Source organism: Pseudomonas entomophila, assembly GCF_029478665.1.
GTDB lineage: Bacteria > Pseudomonadota > Gammaproteobacteria > Pseudomonadales > Pseudomonadaceae > Aquipseudomonas > Aquipseudomonas entomophila_F.
In genome coordinates this window covers 105,561-122,739 of the sequence record NZ_JARPQB010000015.1, presented here as the reverse complement: position 1 = coordinate 122,739, position 17,179 = coordinate 105,561, and the positions used below count along the sequence as shown (strand labels likewise).

10 protein-coding genes are annotated in these 17,179 nt (G+C 63.9%); 4 read left to right on the top strand and 6 right to left on the bottom strand.

Going from position 1 to position 17,179, the window contains the following annotated elements; genetic code table 11:
* Window positions 1-9: 9 nt before the first annotated feature.
* The 6 genes from P5705_RS10390 to P5705_RS10365 all read right to left on the bottom strand — a co-directional run bounded on the left by P5705_RS10390 (window position 10) and on the right by P5705_RS10365 (window position 7,574).
* Window positions 10-1,401, bottom strand: a complete 1,392-nt coding sequence (locus P5705_RS10390; protein WP_277460752.1) for a GntP family permease — start codon at window positions 1,399-1,401, stop codon at window positions 10-12.
* 395 nt (window positions 1,402-1,796) lie between these two features.
* Window positions 1,797-3,173: a sigma-54 interaction domain-containing protein gene (locus P5705_RS10385; protein WP_277460751.1), complete on the bottom strand. Its 1,377-nt coding sequence runs from the start codon at window positions 3,171-3,173 to the stop codon at window positions 1,797-1,799.
* Window positions 3,174-3,291: 118 nt separating this feature from the next.
* A complete protein-coding gene (locus P5705_RS10380) occupies window positions 3,292-4,308 on the bottom strand; it encodes an ABC transporter permease (protein ID WP_277460750.1) in 1,017 nt (338 codons plus the stop codon).
* Window positions 4,308-5,366 carry a microcin C ABC transporter permease YejB gene (locus P5705_RS10375; RefSeq protein WP_277460749.1) on the bottom strand — a complete coding sequence of 353 codons (1,059 nt, stop codon included), beginning with the start codon at window positions 5,364-5,366 and terminating at the stop codon, window positions 4,308-4,310. The genes P5705_RS10380 and P5705_RS10375 overlap by 1 nt, the downstream gene beginning before the upstream one ends.
* Window positions 5,363-7,279 carry an extracellular solute-binding protein gene (locus tag P5705_RS10370; protein ID WP_431196938.1) on the bottom strand — a complete coding sequence of 639 codons (1,917 nt, stop codon included), beginning with the start codon at window positions 7,277-7,279 and terminating at the stop codon, window positions 5,363-5,365. Before P5705_RS10370 ends, P5705_RS10375 begins: the two co-directional genes overlap by 4 nt.
* Window positions 7,280-7,292: 13 nt before the next feature.
* Window positions 7,293-7,574, bottom strand: a complete 282-nt coding sequence (locus P5705_RS10365) for a peptidylprolyl isomerase (RefSeq protein ID WP_240065740.1) — start codon at window positions 7,572-7,574, stop codon at window positions 7,293-7,295.
* A gap of 178 nt (window positions 7,575-7,752) precedes the next feature.
* On the opposite strand from P5705_RS10365, the gene P5705_RS10360 reads away from it, so the two are divergent.
* From P5705_RS10360 to P5705_RS10345, 4 genes are all read left to right on the top strand, one after another.
* Window positions 7,753-11,859: an RCC1 domain-containing protein gene (locus P5705_RS10360; RefSeq protein WP_277460746.1), complete on the top strand. Its 4,107-nt coding sequence runs from the start codon at window positions 7,753-7,755 to the stop codon at window positions 11,857-11,859.
* Window positions 11,860-11,923: 64 nt separating this feature from the next.
* Window positions 11,924-12,919, top strand: a complete 996-nt coding sequence (locus P5705_RS10355; protein WP_277460745.1) for an Ig-like domain-containing protein — start codon at window positions 11,924-11,926, stop codon at window positions 12,917-12,919.
* Between the two features lie 23 nt (window positions 12,920-12,942).
* Complete coding sequence (locus P5705_RS10350; protein ID WP_277460743.1) at window positions 12,943-14,367, top strand: hypothetical protein; 1,425 nt, start codon at window positions 12,943-12,945, stop codon at window positions 14,365-14,367.
* Window positions 14,368-14,428: 61 nt separating this feature from the next.
* Complete coding sequence (locus tag P5705_RS10345; protein ID WP_277460742.1) at window positions 14,429-17,161, top strand: hypothetical protein; 2,733 nt, start codon at window positions 14,429-14,431, stop codon at window positions 17,159-17,161.
* Window positions 17,162-17,179 lie beyond the last annotated feature (18 nt).

The window sequence follows — 17,179 nt, the reverse complement described above, 5'->3', positions numbered from 1 at the left end:
CGTTCTCCTTCATACGATGCCGGTGGCGTAGAACGTGGCGATGACCACGAACACGGCCAGGGTCTTGATCAGGGTAATACCGAAAATATCCTTGTACGCCTCACGGTGGGTCAGCCCGGTCACCGCCAGCAGGGTGATCACCGCGCCGTTGTGCGGCAGGGTGTCCATGCCGCCGCTGGCCATGGCCGCGACCCGGTGCAGCACTTCGAGGGGAATGTGCGCGGCGTTGGCGGCGGCGATGAAGCTGTCGCTCATGGCGGCGAGGGCGATGCTCATGCCGCCGGAGGCAGAGCCGGTGATGCCGGCCAGCAGGGTCACGGTGATGGCTTCGTTGACCAGCGGGTTGGGGATGCCGCGCAGGGCGTCGGCCAGTACCAGGAAGCCTGGAAGCGAGGCGATCACGGCGCCGAAGCCATACTCCGAAGCCGTGTTCATCGCCGCCAGCAAGGCACCGCTTACCGCGCTTTTGGTGCCTTCGGCCAGGCGCTGCCGAATAGTGCCGAAGGCGCACACCAGCACCAGCAGGATGCCCACCAGCAGCGCCGCCTGCACCGCCCAGATTGCCGTGAGCTTGGCCACGTCGCTCTGCACCGGCGCGGCCATGCCCGGCAATTGCAGGGTGTGGCTGGCGCCGTACCACTGCGGGATCCAGTGGGTGAACAGCAGGTTCATCACCCCCACCAGGATCAATGGCGCCAGGGCCAGCCAGGGGTTGGGCAGGGCAATGTCGTCAGCGGTTTCCGGTTCGTTGCGCAGGGTGCTGCCGTAGCCTTCACCGCGGCGCAGGGCCTTGTTGCGCTGGCGCTGCAGGTAGAGCATGCCGGTGCAGAACACGAACAGCGTGCCGATCAGCCCCAGCCAGGGCGCGGCCCAGGCGGTGGTGTTGAAGAAGGTGCTGGGGATGATGTTCTGGATCTGCGGGGTGCCGGGCAGGGCGTCCATGGTGAAGGAGAACGCGCCCAGGGCGATGGTCGCCGGGATCAGGCGCTTGGGGATGTCGCTCTGGCGGAACATCTCGGCGGCGAACGGGTAGACGGCGAACACCACCACGAACAGCGACACGCCGCCGTAGGTGAGCAGGGCGCAGACCAGCACGATCACCAGCATGGCCTGGCGGGTGCCGAGCAGACGGATGGCGGCGGCGACGATCGAGCGCGAGAAGCCGGACAATTCGATCAGCTTGCCGAACACGGCGCCGAGCAGGAACACCGGGAAGTACAGCTTGATGAAGCCGACCATCTTCTCCATGAACACCCCGGTGAACGCGGGGGCCACGGCGGCGGGGTCGGTGAGCAGCACGGCGCCGAGGGCGGCGATGGGGGCGAACAGGATGACGCTGTAGCCACGGTAGGCGGCGAGCATCAGCAGGGCGAGGGCAGCCAGGGCGATGAGCACGGTCATCGAGGGTCTCCAGGGTATTGTTTTTATGGTTGCCGGGGGAGATAGCGGGAATCGTGCCAATTGTTAAGTTGTTGATTTTATTGGGTGATATTGACGTTTAAACAAATATTGTCTCGAACTTGAGACTTTTTGGCCTGGCGGTAGCTTTGCTGCGCTTTCAAGATCGAGCGCCGCCCGCGCGGCGCATCGCGGATAAATCCGCTCCTACGTTTGTTGCAACGTGCCGCACCTGTGAGGGAATGGTTGCCCGCGTCGCGCGGATTACCATGGCTTTTCGGGCATCTGTAGGAGCGGATTCATCCGCGATACGCCGCTTGGGCGGCGCTCGATTTCAAACGCCCTGCAGCTCTCAAGGTAAAAATCTCAAAATAGAAATAAAAATCTCACTATTGAGACTAAATTCCCAGCGCCACCATCTTCTTGTACAACGTCGACCGCCCCAACCCCAACGCTTGCGCGGCCTCCGGCACATTCCCCGCATGCCGCGCCAAGGCATCCACGAGCAACCCACGCTCGAACCGTGCACAGGCCTCACGATAGTCCAGAGGGTCGGCCGCGATCGCCACCGGGCTCAACGGCCCCAATGCACTCGTCAGCTCCGGCACCCCCAGGCGCGGCTGGTCCGCCAGCAACGTCGCCCGTTCCAGCACGTTGCGTAGCTCACGAATGTTCCCCGGCCAGGCATGCCGCCCCAGCAGCGCCTGGGCCTCGGCATCCAGCTCGTACTGGCTGCCCAGCTCGGCGAGGATCGCCTCGCACAGCGCCGGCAGGTCTTCCAGCCGTTCACGCAATGGCGGCACGTCGATCGGCAGCACATTCAACCGGTAGTACAGGTCGGCCCTGAACGTGCCACGGGCCATGGCCGCCTGCAGGTCGATGGAGGTGGCGGCGATGATGCGTACGTCGCTGCGCAGCATCTGGTTGGAGCCCACCGGTTCGTACTCTTTTTCCTGCAGCACCCGCAGCAGCTTGCTCTGCAACGCCAGGGGCATGTCGCCGATCTCGTCGAGGAACAGCGTGCCGCCTTCGGCCAGCTGCAACTTGCCGCTGCGGCCCTTGCGCTCGGCGCCGGTGAAGGCGCCGGGGGCGGTGCCGAAGAACTCGGCTTCGAGCAGGGTCTCGGGGATCGCCGCGCTGTTGATGCTGACGAAGGCCTTGTGTGCTCGAGCCGAAGCGGCGTGGATGGCGTGGGCCAGCAGCTCCTTGCCGGTGCCGGTCTCGCCGAGCAGCAGCAGCGGCGAGTCGCTGCCCGCGCCACGGCGTGCGAGGCGCTTGGCTTCGAGGCACGCGGCGCTGCTGCCGACGAACTGGGCGAAGCTGTAGCGGGCCTGGCGGGCGCGCAGTTGCGAGCGGGTCGAGGCCAGTTCCTGCTGCATGCTCGAATAGCGCTTGAGCAACGGCGACAGGCTACGCAGCTCATCGAACAAGGCGAAACCGATGGCGCCGATCAATTTATCCTGGTCGTCGTGGATCGGCAGGCGCATCACCACCAGCGGTTCGTTGGGGGTGTCGAGCATGTCCAGCAGGATGGGCTTGCCGTTGTTCACCACTTCGCGCATCAGGCTACCGGGGATCACCGCCTCGCAGGGCTGGCCGATGGCGCTGGCGGCGTCGGCCAGGCCGAAGCGCCGGGCGTAGCGCTCGTTCATCCAGACGATGCGCGCCTGGCGGTCGACGATCACCGTGCCCTCGCTGGATTGCTCGATGATCTCGAACAACGAGCGGATCGCCAGTTGGCGGACCTGGGGGTAGTCCTTGAGGTTGTCGTGCATGGGTATACCTTTTTGTGTCGCCCTGGCCGGCCCTTTCGCCGGCAAAGCCGGCTCCTACAGGTTGATGCGATCCTCTGTAGGAGCCGGCTTTGCCGGCGAAAGGGCCAGTGCAGGCGACTTACCTTCGTGGATCGAACGCCTCGCGCAGCGCATCGCCGATGAATACCAGCAACGACAGGATCAGCGCCAGGGCAAAGAACGCGGTAAAGCCCAGCCACGGCGCTTCCAGGTGCTGCTTGCCCTGGGTCACCAGCTCGCCCAGCGAGGCACTGCCGGCCGGCATGCCGAAACCGAGGAAGTCCAGCGCGGTGAGGGTGGTGATCGCCCCGGTGAGCATGAAGGGGATATAGGTCAGCGTCGCGTTCATGGCGTTGGGCAAGATGTGCCGTAGCATCACCTGGGTGTCCGGCAAGCCCAGTGCCCGCGCGGCTTTCACGTACTCAAGGTTGCGCCCGCGGAGAAACTCGGCGCGCACCACATCGACCAGGGCGAGCCACGAGAACAGCGCCATGATCCCCAGCAGCCACCAGAAATCCGGCTCGACGAAACCGGACAGGATGATCAGCAGGTACAGCACCGGCAACCCTGACCACACTTCCAGCAAACGTTGCCCGAGCAGGTCGACCCAGCCGCCGTGGTAACCCTGCAGGGCGCCGGCGGTCACGCCGATCAGCACGCTGAGCACGGTCAGGGCGAAGGCGAACAGCAGCGACACCCGGGTGCCGTACAGCACCCGGGCCAGCACATCACGGCCCTGGTCGTCGGTGCCCAGCCAGTTGCTCGCGCTGGGTGGGCTCGGGGTCGGCACCTGCAAGTCGTAGTTGGGGGTGTCGGCGCTGAACGGGATCGGCGCGAACAGCATCCAGCCACACTGGCCCTCGATCAGCTGGCGCACGTACTGGCTGCGGTAGTCGGGCTGGAACGGCAACTGGCCGCCGAACTGCTGCTCGGTGTAGCGCTTGAGCGCGGGGGTGTACAACTCGCCCTGGTAGGCAAGCAGCAGGGGCTTGTCGTTGGCCACCAGTTCGGCGCCCAGGCTCAGCAGCAGAAGGCCGGTGAACAGCCACAGCGAAACCCAGCCCCGGCGATTGGCGCGAAAGCGCCGCAGGCGGCGCAGGGAAATGGGGGAGAGCATCAGTGCGCCCTCGCGTCGAAATCGATGCGCGGGTCGAGCGCGGTATAGCACAGGTCGCCGACCAGGCGGATCAGCAACCCGGCCAGGGTGAAGATGAACAGCGTGCCGAACACCACCGGGTAGTCCCGCGACACCGCCGCCTCGTAGCTCATGCGCCCGAGGCCGTCGAGGGAGAAGATCACCTCGATCAGCAGGGAACCGGCGAAGAACACCGTGATCAACGCCTGGGGCAGGCCGGCCACCACCAGCAGCATGGCGTTGCGCAGCACATGGCCGTACAGCACCCGGCGCTCGCTCAGGCCCTTGGCCCGGGCGGTGACCACGTACTGGCGGGCGATCTCGTCGAGGAAGGCGTTCTTGGTCAGCAGGGTCAGGGTGGCGAAGCCGCCGATCACCAGGGCGCCCACTGGCAGCACCAGGTGCCAGAAGTAGTCGGCGAGCTTGCCCAGCAGGCTGAGCTGGTCGAAGTCGTCCGACACCAGCCCGCGCACCGGGAACCAGTTCAGCGAGGTGCCGCCGGCGAACAGCACGATCAGCAGCAGGGCGAACAGGAACGAGGGCAGGGCGTAGCCGATCACGATCAGCGCGCTGCTCCAGGCGTCGAAGCGGCTGCCATGGCGCACCGCCTTGCGGATGCCCAGCGGGATCGACACCAGGTAGGTGATCAGCGTCGCCCAGAAGCCCAGCGACAAGGTCACCGGCAGCTTCTCGAGGATCAGGTCGGTGACCTTGGCGCCGCGAAAGAAACTCTGGCCGAAGTCCAGCCGCGCATATTGGCCGAGCATCAGCCACAGGCGCTCGGGGGCGGACTTGTCGAAACCGTACTGGCGCTTGATCTCTTCGATCAGCTTCGGGTCCAGGCCGCGGGTAGCGCGGGACTCGCTGTGCACGGCCTCGACCCGCGCGCCGGGCGCGCCGCCGCCAAGCCCTTGCAGGCGTGCCACCGCCTGCTCCACCGGGCCGCCGGGGGCGGCCTGGACGATGGCGAAGTTGACCAGCAGGATCGCCAGCAGCGTGGGGATGATCAGCAGCAGGCGGCGCAGGATATAGGCGGTCATGGTGAGGTGTTCCGCAGCGCGTCCATCTGCCGGTTGGTCAGCGCCGTGGGGCTGACTTCCCACCAGGTGTCCAGGCCTTCGTCATAGGTGGCCTGCACCTTGGGCCGGCCGAAGCGGTTCCACCACACGGTGGAGCTGCCGGGTGGGTAGTAGTTGGGGATCCAGTAGCAGTTCCATTGCAGCACCCGGTCCAGGGCATGGGCGTGGCGCAGCATGTCGGCCTGGGTGTTGGCGCGTACCAGCCCATCGATCAGGTGGTCCACGGCCGGGTCCTTGAGCACCATCTGGTTGTTCGACCCCGGGTCGTTGGCCGCCGCCGAACCGAAGTAGTTGTACAGCTCGCTGCCCGGCGACAGGGTCACCGGGTAGCCGGCGACGATCATGTCATAGTCGCGGGCCATCAGCCGGTTGACGTACTGCGCCGAGTCGACGTTGCGGATATTCAGCTCGATGCCGATCTGTGCCAGGTTGCGCTTCCATGGCAGCAGCAGGCGCTCCATGCCCGACTGGCCGTTGAGGAAGGTGAAGCTCAGCGGTTCGCCCTGGGCGTTGACCAGGCGGTCGCCATCCGGGTGCCAGCCTGCTGCCTGAAGCAGGGCGAGAGCCTGCAACTGTTGCGGGCGGATGAGGCCCGAGCCGTCGGTGACCGGTGCCGTGAACACCTGGTCGAACACTTCCTTCGGCACCTGGCCGCGCAGCGGTTCGAGCAGCTTGAGCTCGTCCGCGTCGGGCAGCGCGCGGGCCGCCAGCGGGGTGTTGGAGAACAGGCTCTGCTGGCGGATGTACAGGTTGCGCATCATCTGCCGGTTGCTCCATTCGAAGTCCCAGAGCAGGGCCAGGGCCTGGCGCACGCGGCGGTCCTTGAACTGCGGCTGGTCCAGGTTGAACACGAAGCCCTGGGCAACCTGGGGCTTGGCCGGGCCGAGCTGGGCGCGTTGCAGGCGCCCGTCGTCCAGCGCCGCGCCGTTGTAGCCGAGGGTGTAGGCGGTGGCGGAGAACTCGCGGTTGTAGTCGTAGCCGCCGCCCTTGAGCACCTGCCGCGCCACCTCGGTGTCGCCGAAGTACTCGATGCGCAGGTGCTCGAAGTTGTACAGGCCACGGGTGGCCGGCAGGTCCCTGGCCCACCAGTTCGGGTCGCGGGCGAAGGTGATGCTGCGGCCGTTGTCGATCCGCTCGATGCGGTAGGGGCCGCTGCCCACCGGCTTGTCGAAGCCCGCGCCGTTGGCGAAGTCGCGCTCTTGCCAGTCGTGCTCGGGCAGTACCGGCAGGCTGGCGAGGTCGAGCGGCAGGGTGCGGCCGTGGGGCTGCTTCAAGTCAAAGCGCACGCGCAACGGGCCCTCGACCATCACTCCGGCCACGTCGGCGAATTGGGTGCGGTACTTGAGGCTGCCCTTGCTCATCAGCAGCTCGAAGGTGAAGCGCACGTCCTCGGCGCGCACCGGCTTGCCATCGGCGAAGGTGGCGCGCGGGTCGATGTCGAAACGCAGCCAGGCATCCTCCGGGCCACGCTCCATGCGCCGGGCGATCAGGCCATAGACGCTGTAGGGCTCGTCGAGCGAACGCAGCGCCAGGGGCGCGTACAGCCAGCCATCGACCTGGCTGACGCCGATGCCTTTGTCGATGTAGGGCAGGACATGGTCGAACTGGCCGATCTCGAGGGCCGAGCGGCGCAGGCTGCCGCCCTTGGGGGCGTCGGGGTTGACGTAGGCGAAGTGCGGGAAGCGTTCGGGGTAGCGGGGGGCCTCACCGTAGACGGTGAGCGCGTGGGTCGGGGCGGCGCTGGCCATGCACGACAACATCAGCCAAAAGAGACCCTGTAGGAGCGGATTCATCCGCGATAGCGCCCTCCCAGGCAACAACATTGCCTGACCCGGCGCTATCGCGGATGAATCCGCTCCTACAGGTGCGGTCATCGTCGGCGATGACTTAGTCCTGACGGCTGGTCACTTCCAGCAGGTGGTAGCCGAACTGGGTCTTCACCGGACCCTGGACGACGTTCAGCGGCGCGCTGAAGACCACGGTGTCGAACTCCTTGACCATCTGGCCCGGGCCGAACGAACCCAGGTCGCCGCCCTGGCGGCTGGACGGGCAGGTGGAGTTGGCCTTGGCGATTTCGGCGAAGTCGGCACCGGCTTCGATTTGCGCTTTGAGTTCGTTGCACTTGTCTTCGCTGCTGACGAGGATGTGGCGGGCAGTGGCGCGGGCCATGGATATTGCTCCTTTGAGGTAAAGCCGCAAGCCTAGCGCAAAGCGCGTGCGCTGTCTGTCCCCAGCACCTGGGCCATGGCGCGCGACCTAGCATTATTACCAGTTGTGCCGCCGCTATGGGCTGCCGTTCAATCGGGTGACCGTAGACCCAACCTCCCATTTGCATAGGAGTTCGAGCATGGCTAATGATGCACAGGCGGGTATCAGCGCAGCGCAGGACAGCGAGGATTCTCTGCAGGATCTGCTGGACGCCTACAACAAGCGCCGTTTCACGCCGTCGATCAATGATGCGGGTACCCTTGATCGCCTTTATATCCCTCGTCACATATACCCCTTGAAGACAGAAGGCGCGGATGTCGGGGTCAACTGGCATATGGTCAAGGCGGGCATCGCCGGCCTGGAAGTCATCGTGCAAGCCTACGTCAACATGGCGATGGGGGATATCATCGATGTGTTCTGGCGCAACCTGAAAGTGGCCAGCGGCGTTGTCGCAGCGCCGCCTGCCGACGGGCAAGCGCCGAATCCCGGTCAGCCGGGCGCCCATTTCCTCCTGTATGTGGCGGCGGAGAAAGTCCCGGGGTTCGTCCGGTCCGGTATCCCGCCTTCGCCGGAGCAGATTCAAGGGGTGGTCTCCGAACTGTGGTACACCGTCAAACGCCTAGGTTCGACGAACGCCGAATCGAGCAAGCGCTTGAACGTGTTGAGCCGAATGGTAGAGCCAGGGGGCGTTGATCCTGAACCCGACAGGCCTGGTCATTTCCGCTTGGAGCCAGCCCAGGTAGCGGTGCCTGCGGGGGGCGTGACGGGTAAGCAGGATATCCAGGTCACCCTCAAGCCATACCTCTACATGCGGGCTTACGACCTCATCGTGTTGAGTTGGGGCGGTATATTTGTCAAGCGTGAGGTTCTGCCGGCAGAAGTCGGCAAGCCATTGGTCATCACGGTAAGCAAGGCGGTGATCCGGGACGCTGGTGAGAGTGACAACCTGATTGTCAGCTATCGAATCACCGATGAGGTCCAGCGCCAGTCCAGCGATTGGTCGCTGCGTGCGTTCATCAAGGTTGAATTTGACAATGGCTCATTGCGCGCGCCTTTGATCAGGAACCCGGATCCAAGGCCCCCGCAACGAGATGTGATCGACCTTGGCAAATTGGCTGCCGCAGACCTTTCCATCATCGTCAATACACTTGGCGATACATTTGAACTGGCCTTGGATGATGTTGTACAGCTTGTCTGGCGCGGCATGACGGCGGCAGGGCAGCTACTCGAGTTTAAGCCCCCGGCACAAACGGTCGAGGACAAGCACATTGGCGATGTGTTGAAGTTCACCATTCCCAACCTGCGTTTGCTGGCGTTGGGGATGGGCAGCGGGATTGCCTTTTACCAGGTCACCCGAGGCAGCGAGACCTTTCTCTCCAAACGCACGTTCGTCTCCTTCATCGGCCAGGCCAGAGGGTTGGCCAGGCCGATCCTGGTCGAGGCCAAGGATGACAGGGTCGAGGCCGACAGCGAGACCGCCACGGTGCTTATCGAGGCTGCCGTCGGCCTGCTGGCAGGCGATTGGGTGAGATTGCGCTGGGAGGGGACCCGGGCGGATGGTAGCCAACTGCTCTATACCCAGCGTCGCCAAGTGCGGCCGGCACAGGTAGGCAAGGACTTCCTGCTCATCGTCCCTGTCGCTGGGAACCTCGCGCCGCTTGATCACGGCAGCCTGCAGCTTAGCTATCAGGTCGAGCGGGCTGGCCTGCCGGTACCGCTGGAGTCTGAATCGACCTTCGTGGGGGTCGGTAGAGGGTTGAATGACTTGCCAGCACCGGAAACAGAGCCTGTATTTGCCGACGGCAATGTCAATCCGCGGGACCATGCGGCCATCGAAGTTAAGGTGAGTTTCTTTGCCGACCCGGCATCGGGTAAGCGAATCCGCTTGAATTGGCCCAACTGGCAAGGCGCGGTCGAGGACCTTGTGCAAGAACCGCAACTGAGCGAGGCCGCCTACTTCTACATCGACCAGGCGCAGTTGCTTGCCAACGACAACTCCACAGTGGAGATCACCTACACGATTCTTGAGGGCGGTGTGGAGGTTGGCACCTCGGAACCGCTGACCCTGAACATAGGGGTAGTCCCAAGCCAGAAACTGCCCCCGCTGCAGATCCTCGTCGATGGTAAGCTCTGGCCCGAACCCTACGCACCGGTCGCGGCCAATCAATCGGTCACCCTGCGGATGGTGGCCGCCGTCGGCTTCGAGCTCGGCGACGCGTGGGAGATCAACTGGGCCGGGCAGCATCCGGGTAGTGTTCATGTGCATGGGAAGACCATCATCGAAGGCCAGCAAGGCCTGGCGCGGGAGCACACCATCCCGGCGGACTTCGTCAGGGCCAGCAACAACGGTGATGTGGTGGTGCATTACAACGTGTTCCGGCTCAGCGGCCGTGAGCAAAATTCCGACCCCATCACGCTGCGGGTGCAGGGCTCTACGCTGCCACTGCCGATCTTTGTCGAGGCGGTCAACGGCAAGCTCAACCCGGATGATTTACCGGAGGATGTATCGGAGACTGTACCGGGTGGCGCCACGGTGCTGATTGCCGCTGCGGCACAGTTGCGCAACCGCGATCTGGTCACCCTGAGGGTCATGGGTTCGAATGGAACCGGCAAGAATTACGCGTGGACCGTGGAACCGCATGAAGCGGGCGGACAACTGCGACGCCGCGTGCCTAAGCGGGATATCCTGCAATGGCTCAACCAGGACATTGAGCTGTCCTATACGTTGTTCCGTGATTCCGGTGCGCCGGAGGGGCCTTCGGAGTCTAACCCCTACACCGTCAGCCGAGTACTCAGCAAAGGCACGATACGTGTGTTCGGTGCCCGCTACAACGCTACCACCTACCGGGCCTCGAGCTCGCCCCGGGTGCTTAGTGCGTACAGCGCCGAGGCGCAACCACGGCCGATCCTGGTGGAATGGCAGTACCAGGGCGATACCACCTGGATCGCAGGCACTAGCTGGCTAGACAAGGAGCCGCACAAGGTGCTGCGGGTGCGCAACCAGGACGATGCCATAGCGCTCAACCCCGCCAATGTGTTCGGCACCGGTAACGATACGAACGTCAACGGCACGGCGGCATTCGTCGCATTGATCGAGAATCAACCCCGCACGCCTGGGCGCTTTGCGCTGGCTTACTGGGGCATGGTGGGCTGGGGCGGGCGTGGGCCGGCGGGCGGCTCGCCCAACAACGTGGTCGGCTTGTGTGCGACCCGCAGTGCCTGCGCGGCTATATTGAGCGACCGAACCATCCTCACCTGGGGCAATGCCGCAGAGGGTAATGCGTACCCTAACGGGGACAGCACCAGATTCCGCTTCCTGCGCAGCAATTCGACCGCCTTTGTCGGTTGCCGTGAAAGCGATAGGAGCCTGGTGGGTTGGGGCACGGGCCATAATGTTGCTTCGTTCAACAATAACGTCAGGAACAATCGTGATTTCGTCGACGTCTACGGCGCGGGCCAGGCGTTCGCTGCCAAGCGCCGTGACGGTACCCTGGTCGCTTGGGGGGCATCCGGCAATGGTGACGCCATCCCTGCGGCCATCGCCAACCGTACTGACAACATTCATGTCAAAGGCAGTTACGCCGCCTTTGTGGTGCGGCGCGCCGACATGAGCGTGGAAGTCTGGGGCAACACCGGCTACGGCGGAGTTATCACGCAGGCGATCAAGAATCGTCGGGATATCGCCACACTCGAAGGCGCCACCGCCCGGGCCTTCGCGGTGCTGACCACGGGTAGCCAGGTACTGGCCTGGGGCCCAGACAGCCATGGCGGCATCGTACCGGCGGACATCGCGCTAATGACCGACATCGTCGAGGTGACCAGTACCTGGCATGCCTTCTGCGCCCGCCGACGCAGCGGGCAAGTAGTGGCCTGGGGCAACAGGAACAATGGCGGCACAGTGCCGGCCGCCATCCAGCAACTGAGCGACATCGTCCAGGTGGTGGGCAGTGCCTGGAGTTTCGCTGCGCTACGCAGCAATGGCGCCGTGGTGGCTTGGGGGCACGCGGATTCAGGGGGCGATGTCTCCCAGGTACCAGGGTTGAACAATGTGCGGGCGATCTACGCCAACAGCAATGGGTTCACGGCTTTGACTTCGGACGGCCGAGTGGTGACCTGGGGCCATGCCACTGGCGGCGGTGACAGCTCAGCTGCGCAGCGCCTGCTGCACGGCCGCCTGGTGACCGGCCATCCGGACACCACGCCTGGCGTCAAGGTGGCGGCGGAAAACGAACTGCGCCACGGCTGATATCCCACTTGCGTCCAAGCGTGCAACCAGGGCCGGCCGGCCCTGGTTGCCGAGGAGAACCTGTATGCGCAATAGATTCAAGTTGGGCCTGGCCAACGGTGGCCGGGCATGGCTGTCAGGCGTGCTGTTGAGTGCCGTTGTTGGCCCGGCGTGGGCAGCTTTGCCAGCACCGACGACCGTGCAGGTCAAGGAAGGCGGAACGCTGGACCCGAACGACATTCCTGCCAATGGGCTGAACGTCGAGACAATGACGGGTGGGCCGACATACAACCAGCAAGCCTTGGTGCTGCAGTTATTGGCCAATGGCACGGTGGTCGTCAGTCAGCGCACCGTAGTTGGGTTGTCGACCCGACCAATCCGGCTGTCGCTGGACAAGGCTCATTTCGCCTCCCACGCGGGGAGCCCGATGCAAATTCGCTACTGTGTCGGCAGTCCTGCGCTGCAAGATGCACAGGTGTGCGCCCAGCTGGCCAGCCCACCACTGTCGTTTCGGGTGGTCCAGGGCTTCGCCGGCAGCTACAGCCATGACCTGACCGGCAAAGGGTTGGTGGCGGTCTATCGCGATGGCGAAATACAGCTACCCAAGGAGGGACCAGAGCGTGAGGCATTCAGCTTCGTCCGCCAGGCACCGGGTGGGACGGACTACAAAAGTAGCGATGAGAGTGTCGCTGTTGTCGATAAGACCCAGGGCCGGGTCACTGCGCTGCGCAACGGCACTGCCACGATTACCGCCCAAGTGGCTGGCCAAGCGCAGGCCTACCAATTGACGGTGCTGGGCATTCATCAATTCGACGTCGTGGCCAGTGACGGTAGTACCTGGAACCAGGCCAGCACGCAATGCATGAGGCTTGGTTGGCGGTTGGCGCAAGCGGTGGACTTCAATGATCTAAAGGGACGGTTCCCGGCACAGATGCGTACCCTGGGACTGCCTAACTACCCGGCCTGGGGGGCCGAGGTCAACAGCAATATTGCGACCACCTTCGACCCCCGCACCGATGAAGTGACCTCCGAGGCGACTGACCCCAACCTGTTGCGCCAGGTGATCTGTTTCAAAAGCTGAATTCCATCTTCAAGGGCACTGTGATGACGGCACCACATATGCTCGCGCGGGCGCTTTCGGCGTACCTGCGTGTTTCTCTGATAGCAATCGCGGGCTTGTTACCGGCGCTGGCCTGGGCGATCTCGGGGCCGGAACTGGCGGTAAGCCTCAACCAGGCGCAGCAGAGTGACGCGGGCCGTTGCCTGAACAATCACCCTGCGTATTTCTGTAGCGGCGTGATGCTGCGCCAGCAACCTGCTGTCGCGGCTGCGAAGTTCTGGGAGCATGGCACCGAGGCAATTGCCTTGGGCGCGGAGCGCTTCGACTGGTTGCGTCACGATGTGCAAGGCTCGGGTATCACGGCGCGCAATGGCTACATCTTCGCCAGGCGTTTCGAGGCGCAGACCCAGGGCAAGGACTACCAGCTCCGGGGCGATGACGGCAGTCATCGACCCAGTGAATTGCAGGTGGTCAACTGGGACAGCTCACGCCCCCAGCTTATCCCCGTGCTGGCACTGTATTACACCACCCGCGATATCAACGGTTTGCCGGCGGCGCAGAAGGACCAGCGCGACTACTTCATGGCAACCGGTACCTGGCTGCCGGTGCTGCGGTTCGATTCGGCCTCGCCGCCAGGCAGGATGTTCAGCTTCGACCTGGCTGAGCAACTGGATACCGGTGAACGGGTGGCCGCCCGGCTCAACCAGCGCTACGCCGACACCCAGGCCCAATGCGCGGATGGCAGCCCCAGCTACAACTGCAACGGCGTGCTGATCCGGGCCACCTCGGCATCGACGGGGTTCCACTCGTGGAACCCTACAGAAGCTTCCAACCGGCGCGATGGCGTGTCATGGACTTATTTACGTGCCGACACCGGGATCTTGCGCCTGGCGAGCAATGCACCGGGGTTGATCTTCAACCGCCTCGAGATACCCTTCACCCACAAGGTGAGGATGCGCTGCGCCTATCCCGCCAATGCAGGTACCAACAGTGTACCCAACAGCTGCCGCGCCAGTTGCCTGTCGCAGAACATCACGACGGTTCCAGCCTGGCAAAGGTCCTACGGCCGAAACCCAGCGTCGAGTTGCGCTTTTAGCATGGAACCCACGCCCAGCGCTGCACAGTATCAACTGAACATCGATGTGCGAGCCAGTGCCGGTGCGCACAATGAAATCATCATCGGTGCCTGGCCGCCGAACATCCCGGAGAAATTGCCGATCGAGGCAATCTACTACCCCACTGGCAGCCGCCCTAGCCTCGCCGGTGCCCAGTACATCCAATGGGACTACTTCCGGGAAACTAAAAAGCGCGTGCCGATAGTGCAGGTCAACCTGGCCCCTGGGGCCAGGGTGTTCAGCTACTTGCCTGATGATCAGTACCTGCAGGAGCGTGCGCCCATGCAGCAGAAGTCGGAATCCTGCCCGCCCCTGGGGGAGGAGGCGATGCCACCGGGGTGTGTGATGAACTGAGGCCCGTGTGTCGCTCGATGGGGCAAGCGGGCTTTTTCTGCAAATGCAAACGGGGTGTGAGATGGACAGTGACATCGCAGTGACAGAGGCCGACGAAGAAACCCTGGAGCTGGCGCTCAGGCGTTCCAATGAGCGTTTTGCGGCGAAGGGCGGCATGGGCGTTGACGCGCTGACGTTGCCGCACTTGTTCATCCCGGGGGCGGTGGTGCTTGAGCACCTGGCGGATGTGGGCATCTACAGCAGCTTGCTCCAGCCCCACCCGCAAGGCTTGGTGGCTGTGCTACAGCGCCATGAGCGGCTGCGTGCCGGCGATCTTGTCAAGGTATTCAACCAAAGGCTTGACCAAGCACCTGTAGCGATCCATCAAATCCTTGTGGCAGCAGAGCAGGAGGGTGGCGATATTGCGCTCTACTTGCCAGCCGAGCAGGTGGTGACAGGTATCAGTGAACTGTATTGCGAAGTGACCCGCAACAATGAACAGGAGCAGGTGGGGCGCTCGGCGCCGCTGACGCTGTTGTGCAAGCCAAGCTTGCCCGGCGGCCCCGACCCCACCCCTGAGACACCTTGGCACGGCGGGCTTGCCGCACCTGAGCTGAAATCATCGGTAGCCCCAGGTGCGGCGGCCGTGGTACGGGTACTACCGTGGTTGTTCATGCAAGCGGGTGGGTTGTTGCAGCTGGCGTGGGGTAACCAACTGCTAGGGTACCGCTTCACTGACGAGGAAGTGGGGCGGGCAGTGGAAATCAAGGTGCCAGAAGCCTGCATCGTCGCGGCAGGTTGCGCCAGCCTGGTACCGGTGCGTTATCGGGTTATCGACGTGGTGGGCGATCCATCGCAGAAGTGGTCACCCGTCACCTGGGTCGCCGTGCCACCGCAGATGGGCCGGGAATCGGGGCCTGCCAACCTGTGCGATCCCCCCCGGTTGCATGGCCCGATCGAGACGCAGGAGATCGATCTGGTGGCGGGGGGGGTGCAGGTCCTGGTTTGGGCGACGGCGCAACAGATGGCGATCGGCGACAGGGTCAGGTTGCGCGTCAACGGTATTGGCTTCAGTGCCCAAGCCGCTTCCCTGAGCCTGGAGCAAGTGATCGACGAGACTGCGAAGGGCTTTTACTTCCAACTCCCGGACGATTGGCTGGCGCAACTGGCCGCAGGCTGGTTGTCACTGGCCTACGATGTGCTGCGCGGCGGTGAGGTGGTGGCAGTTTCATCGACGCGCTACTTGGAGGTGCCGGGCATCGTCACCAGCCTGGCCTACCCCGACCCTGGCGTTGTCACCGACGGATGCATCGTCTCGATGGGGACCAGTCTGGCCGTTACCGTGCGCGATCGCAGCCTGGCTTACGGCCAGCGGGTAACCTTGTGCTGGCATGGTCTCTCTGTTTGCGGGGTACCTTATGTCTGGGAGGTGACGCGCACTGTCAACCGGTCAGCGGCCGAAAAGGGCAGCCAAGTGTTCCTGGTGGCACGCGAACATCTCCAGGCTATCGCTCAGGGCAGCCTGCAACTGCACTACCGCATCGCCAGTGCCGGGCCGGCTGCTGCACGCCATTCACCGCGCCTGTGGCTAGGGATGGGGGCGCTGCAACCGACCTTGCCACCTGCCTGGGTAGCAGGTCGGGATGAGCTGGGTGACGTACGGGTTGACGCTAACCAGGCCGTGGCTGTGCAACTGGATTACCCAGAGGCCGAGCCCGATGACGGTGTCGAAGTCTACTTGGAGGTGGCGGATACCGGCGCTCGCGCCAGCCTTGCTGGCAGTGGCAACAGCTGGAGCATTGCGCCTGAGGTCGCGAACACGGTGTTGGAGCGCGGGGCAGTGCTGTACTACCGGGTGACACGCCCGGCCGACCAGCGCGTACGCTTGTCAGTCAGGCTGGCGCTTACCTTGACCGCGGGTTTGCCGTTGCGGCTGGAGAAACCGCAGGTCATGGAAGTGCTTGGGGATGGCAGCCTCGATCCGTCGAAGTCCCCGCCACAGGGCATTACCGTACGGGCAGGTCATCAGGCAGAAGGCCTACGGCCCGGAGATAGCGTGGCTTTGCATGTCCGGGGCGGCAAGCCATACGACAGTCAACCGCAGCGTTACGATGGCCGGCAACCCCTGAGCTTTCTGGTTGCCGCACGCTTGCTGACGGACAGCCTCGGCGGTGAGCTGGCGTTTTACTACAGCGTCCTACGAGGTGGACGCGAGATAGGCCACTCGCCGGTCGCCAGGCATGCGGTGCGTTACTACTTGAGTGTGGACTCAAGCCTGATGAAGCTTGATGGCATCACCGTCAAGCACCTGGCACGTGGTAAGCCGCTGAACGAGTCGATAGGCAATAGCGCCGTGAGGCATGCAGTGGGTGGGCTGCCTCCCTATCGATACGTCAGCAGCAAGCCGGCTGTGGCCTCGGTGATCGAGGGTACGGTCGTTGGCGAGAGTAATGGCACTGCCGTGATCTCGATCATCGACAGTCTCGGCACACAGGTCAGTTTCACTGTGGAAGTGACCCAGGTCTATCGCCTGGAAGTCAGGTCCGCAGCGACCGACCTTGCAGGTGCGCTGGCCTGGTGCCGCACTTGCGGCGGCACAAACTTCAGCCACGCGGCTTACATCGACTATCGGCACCGTTATGGCCCCTTGGTGCCCTACCTTGGGCAGGGATATACCTGGATGTGCGAACCCGCCGCTCAGTACACCGGTTACAAGCAGGCAGTGGCGTTACGCAAGAGTGACGGCGCCATGATGATGCCGGCAATCAGCGCCAAGTATGCGGCGGTGTGCATGGTTCCCTACACGTTGGCGTAGGCGGTGTATTGGTCTAAT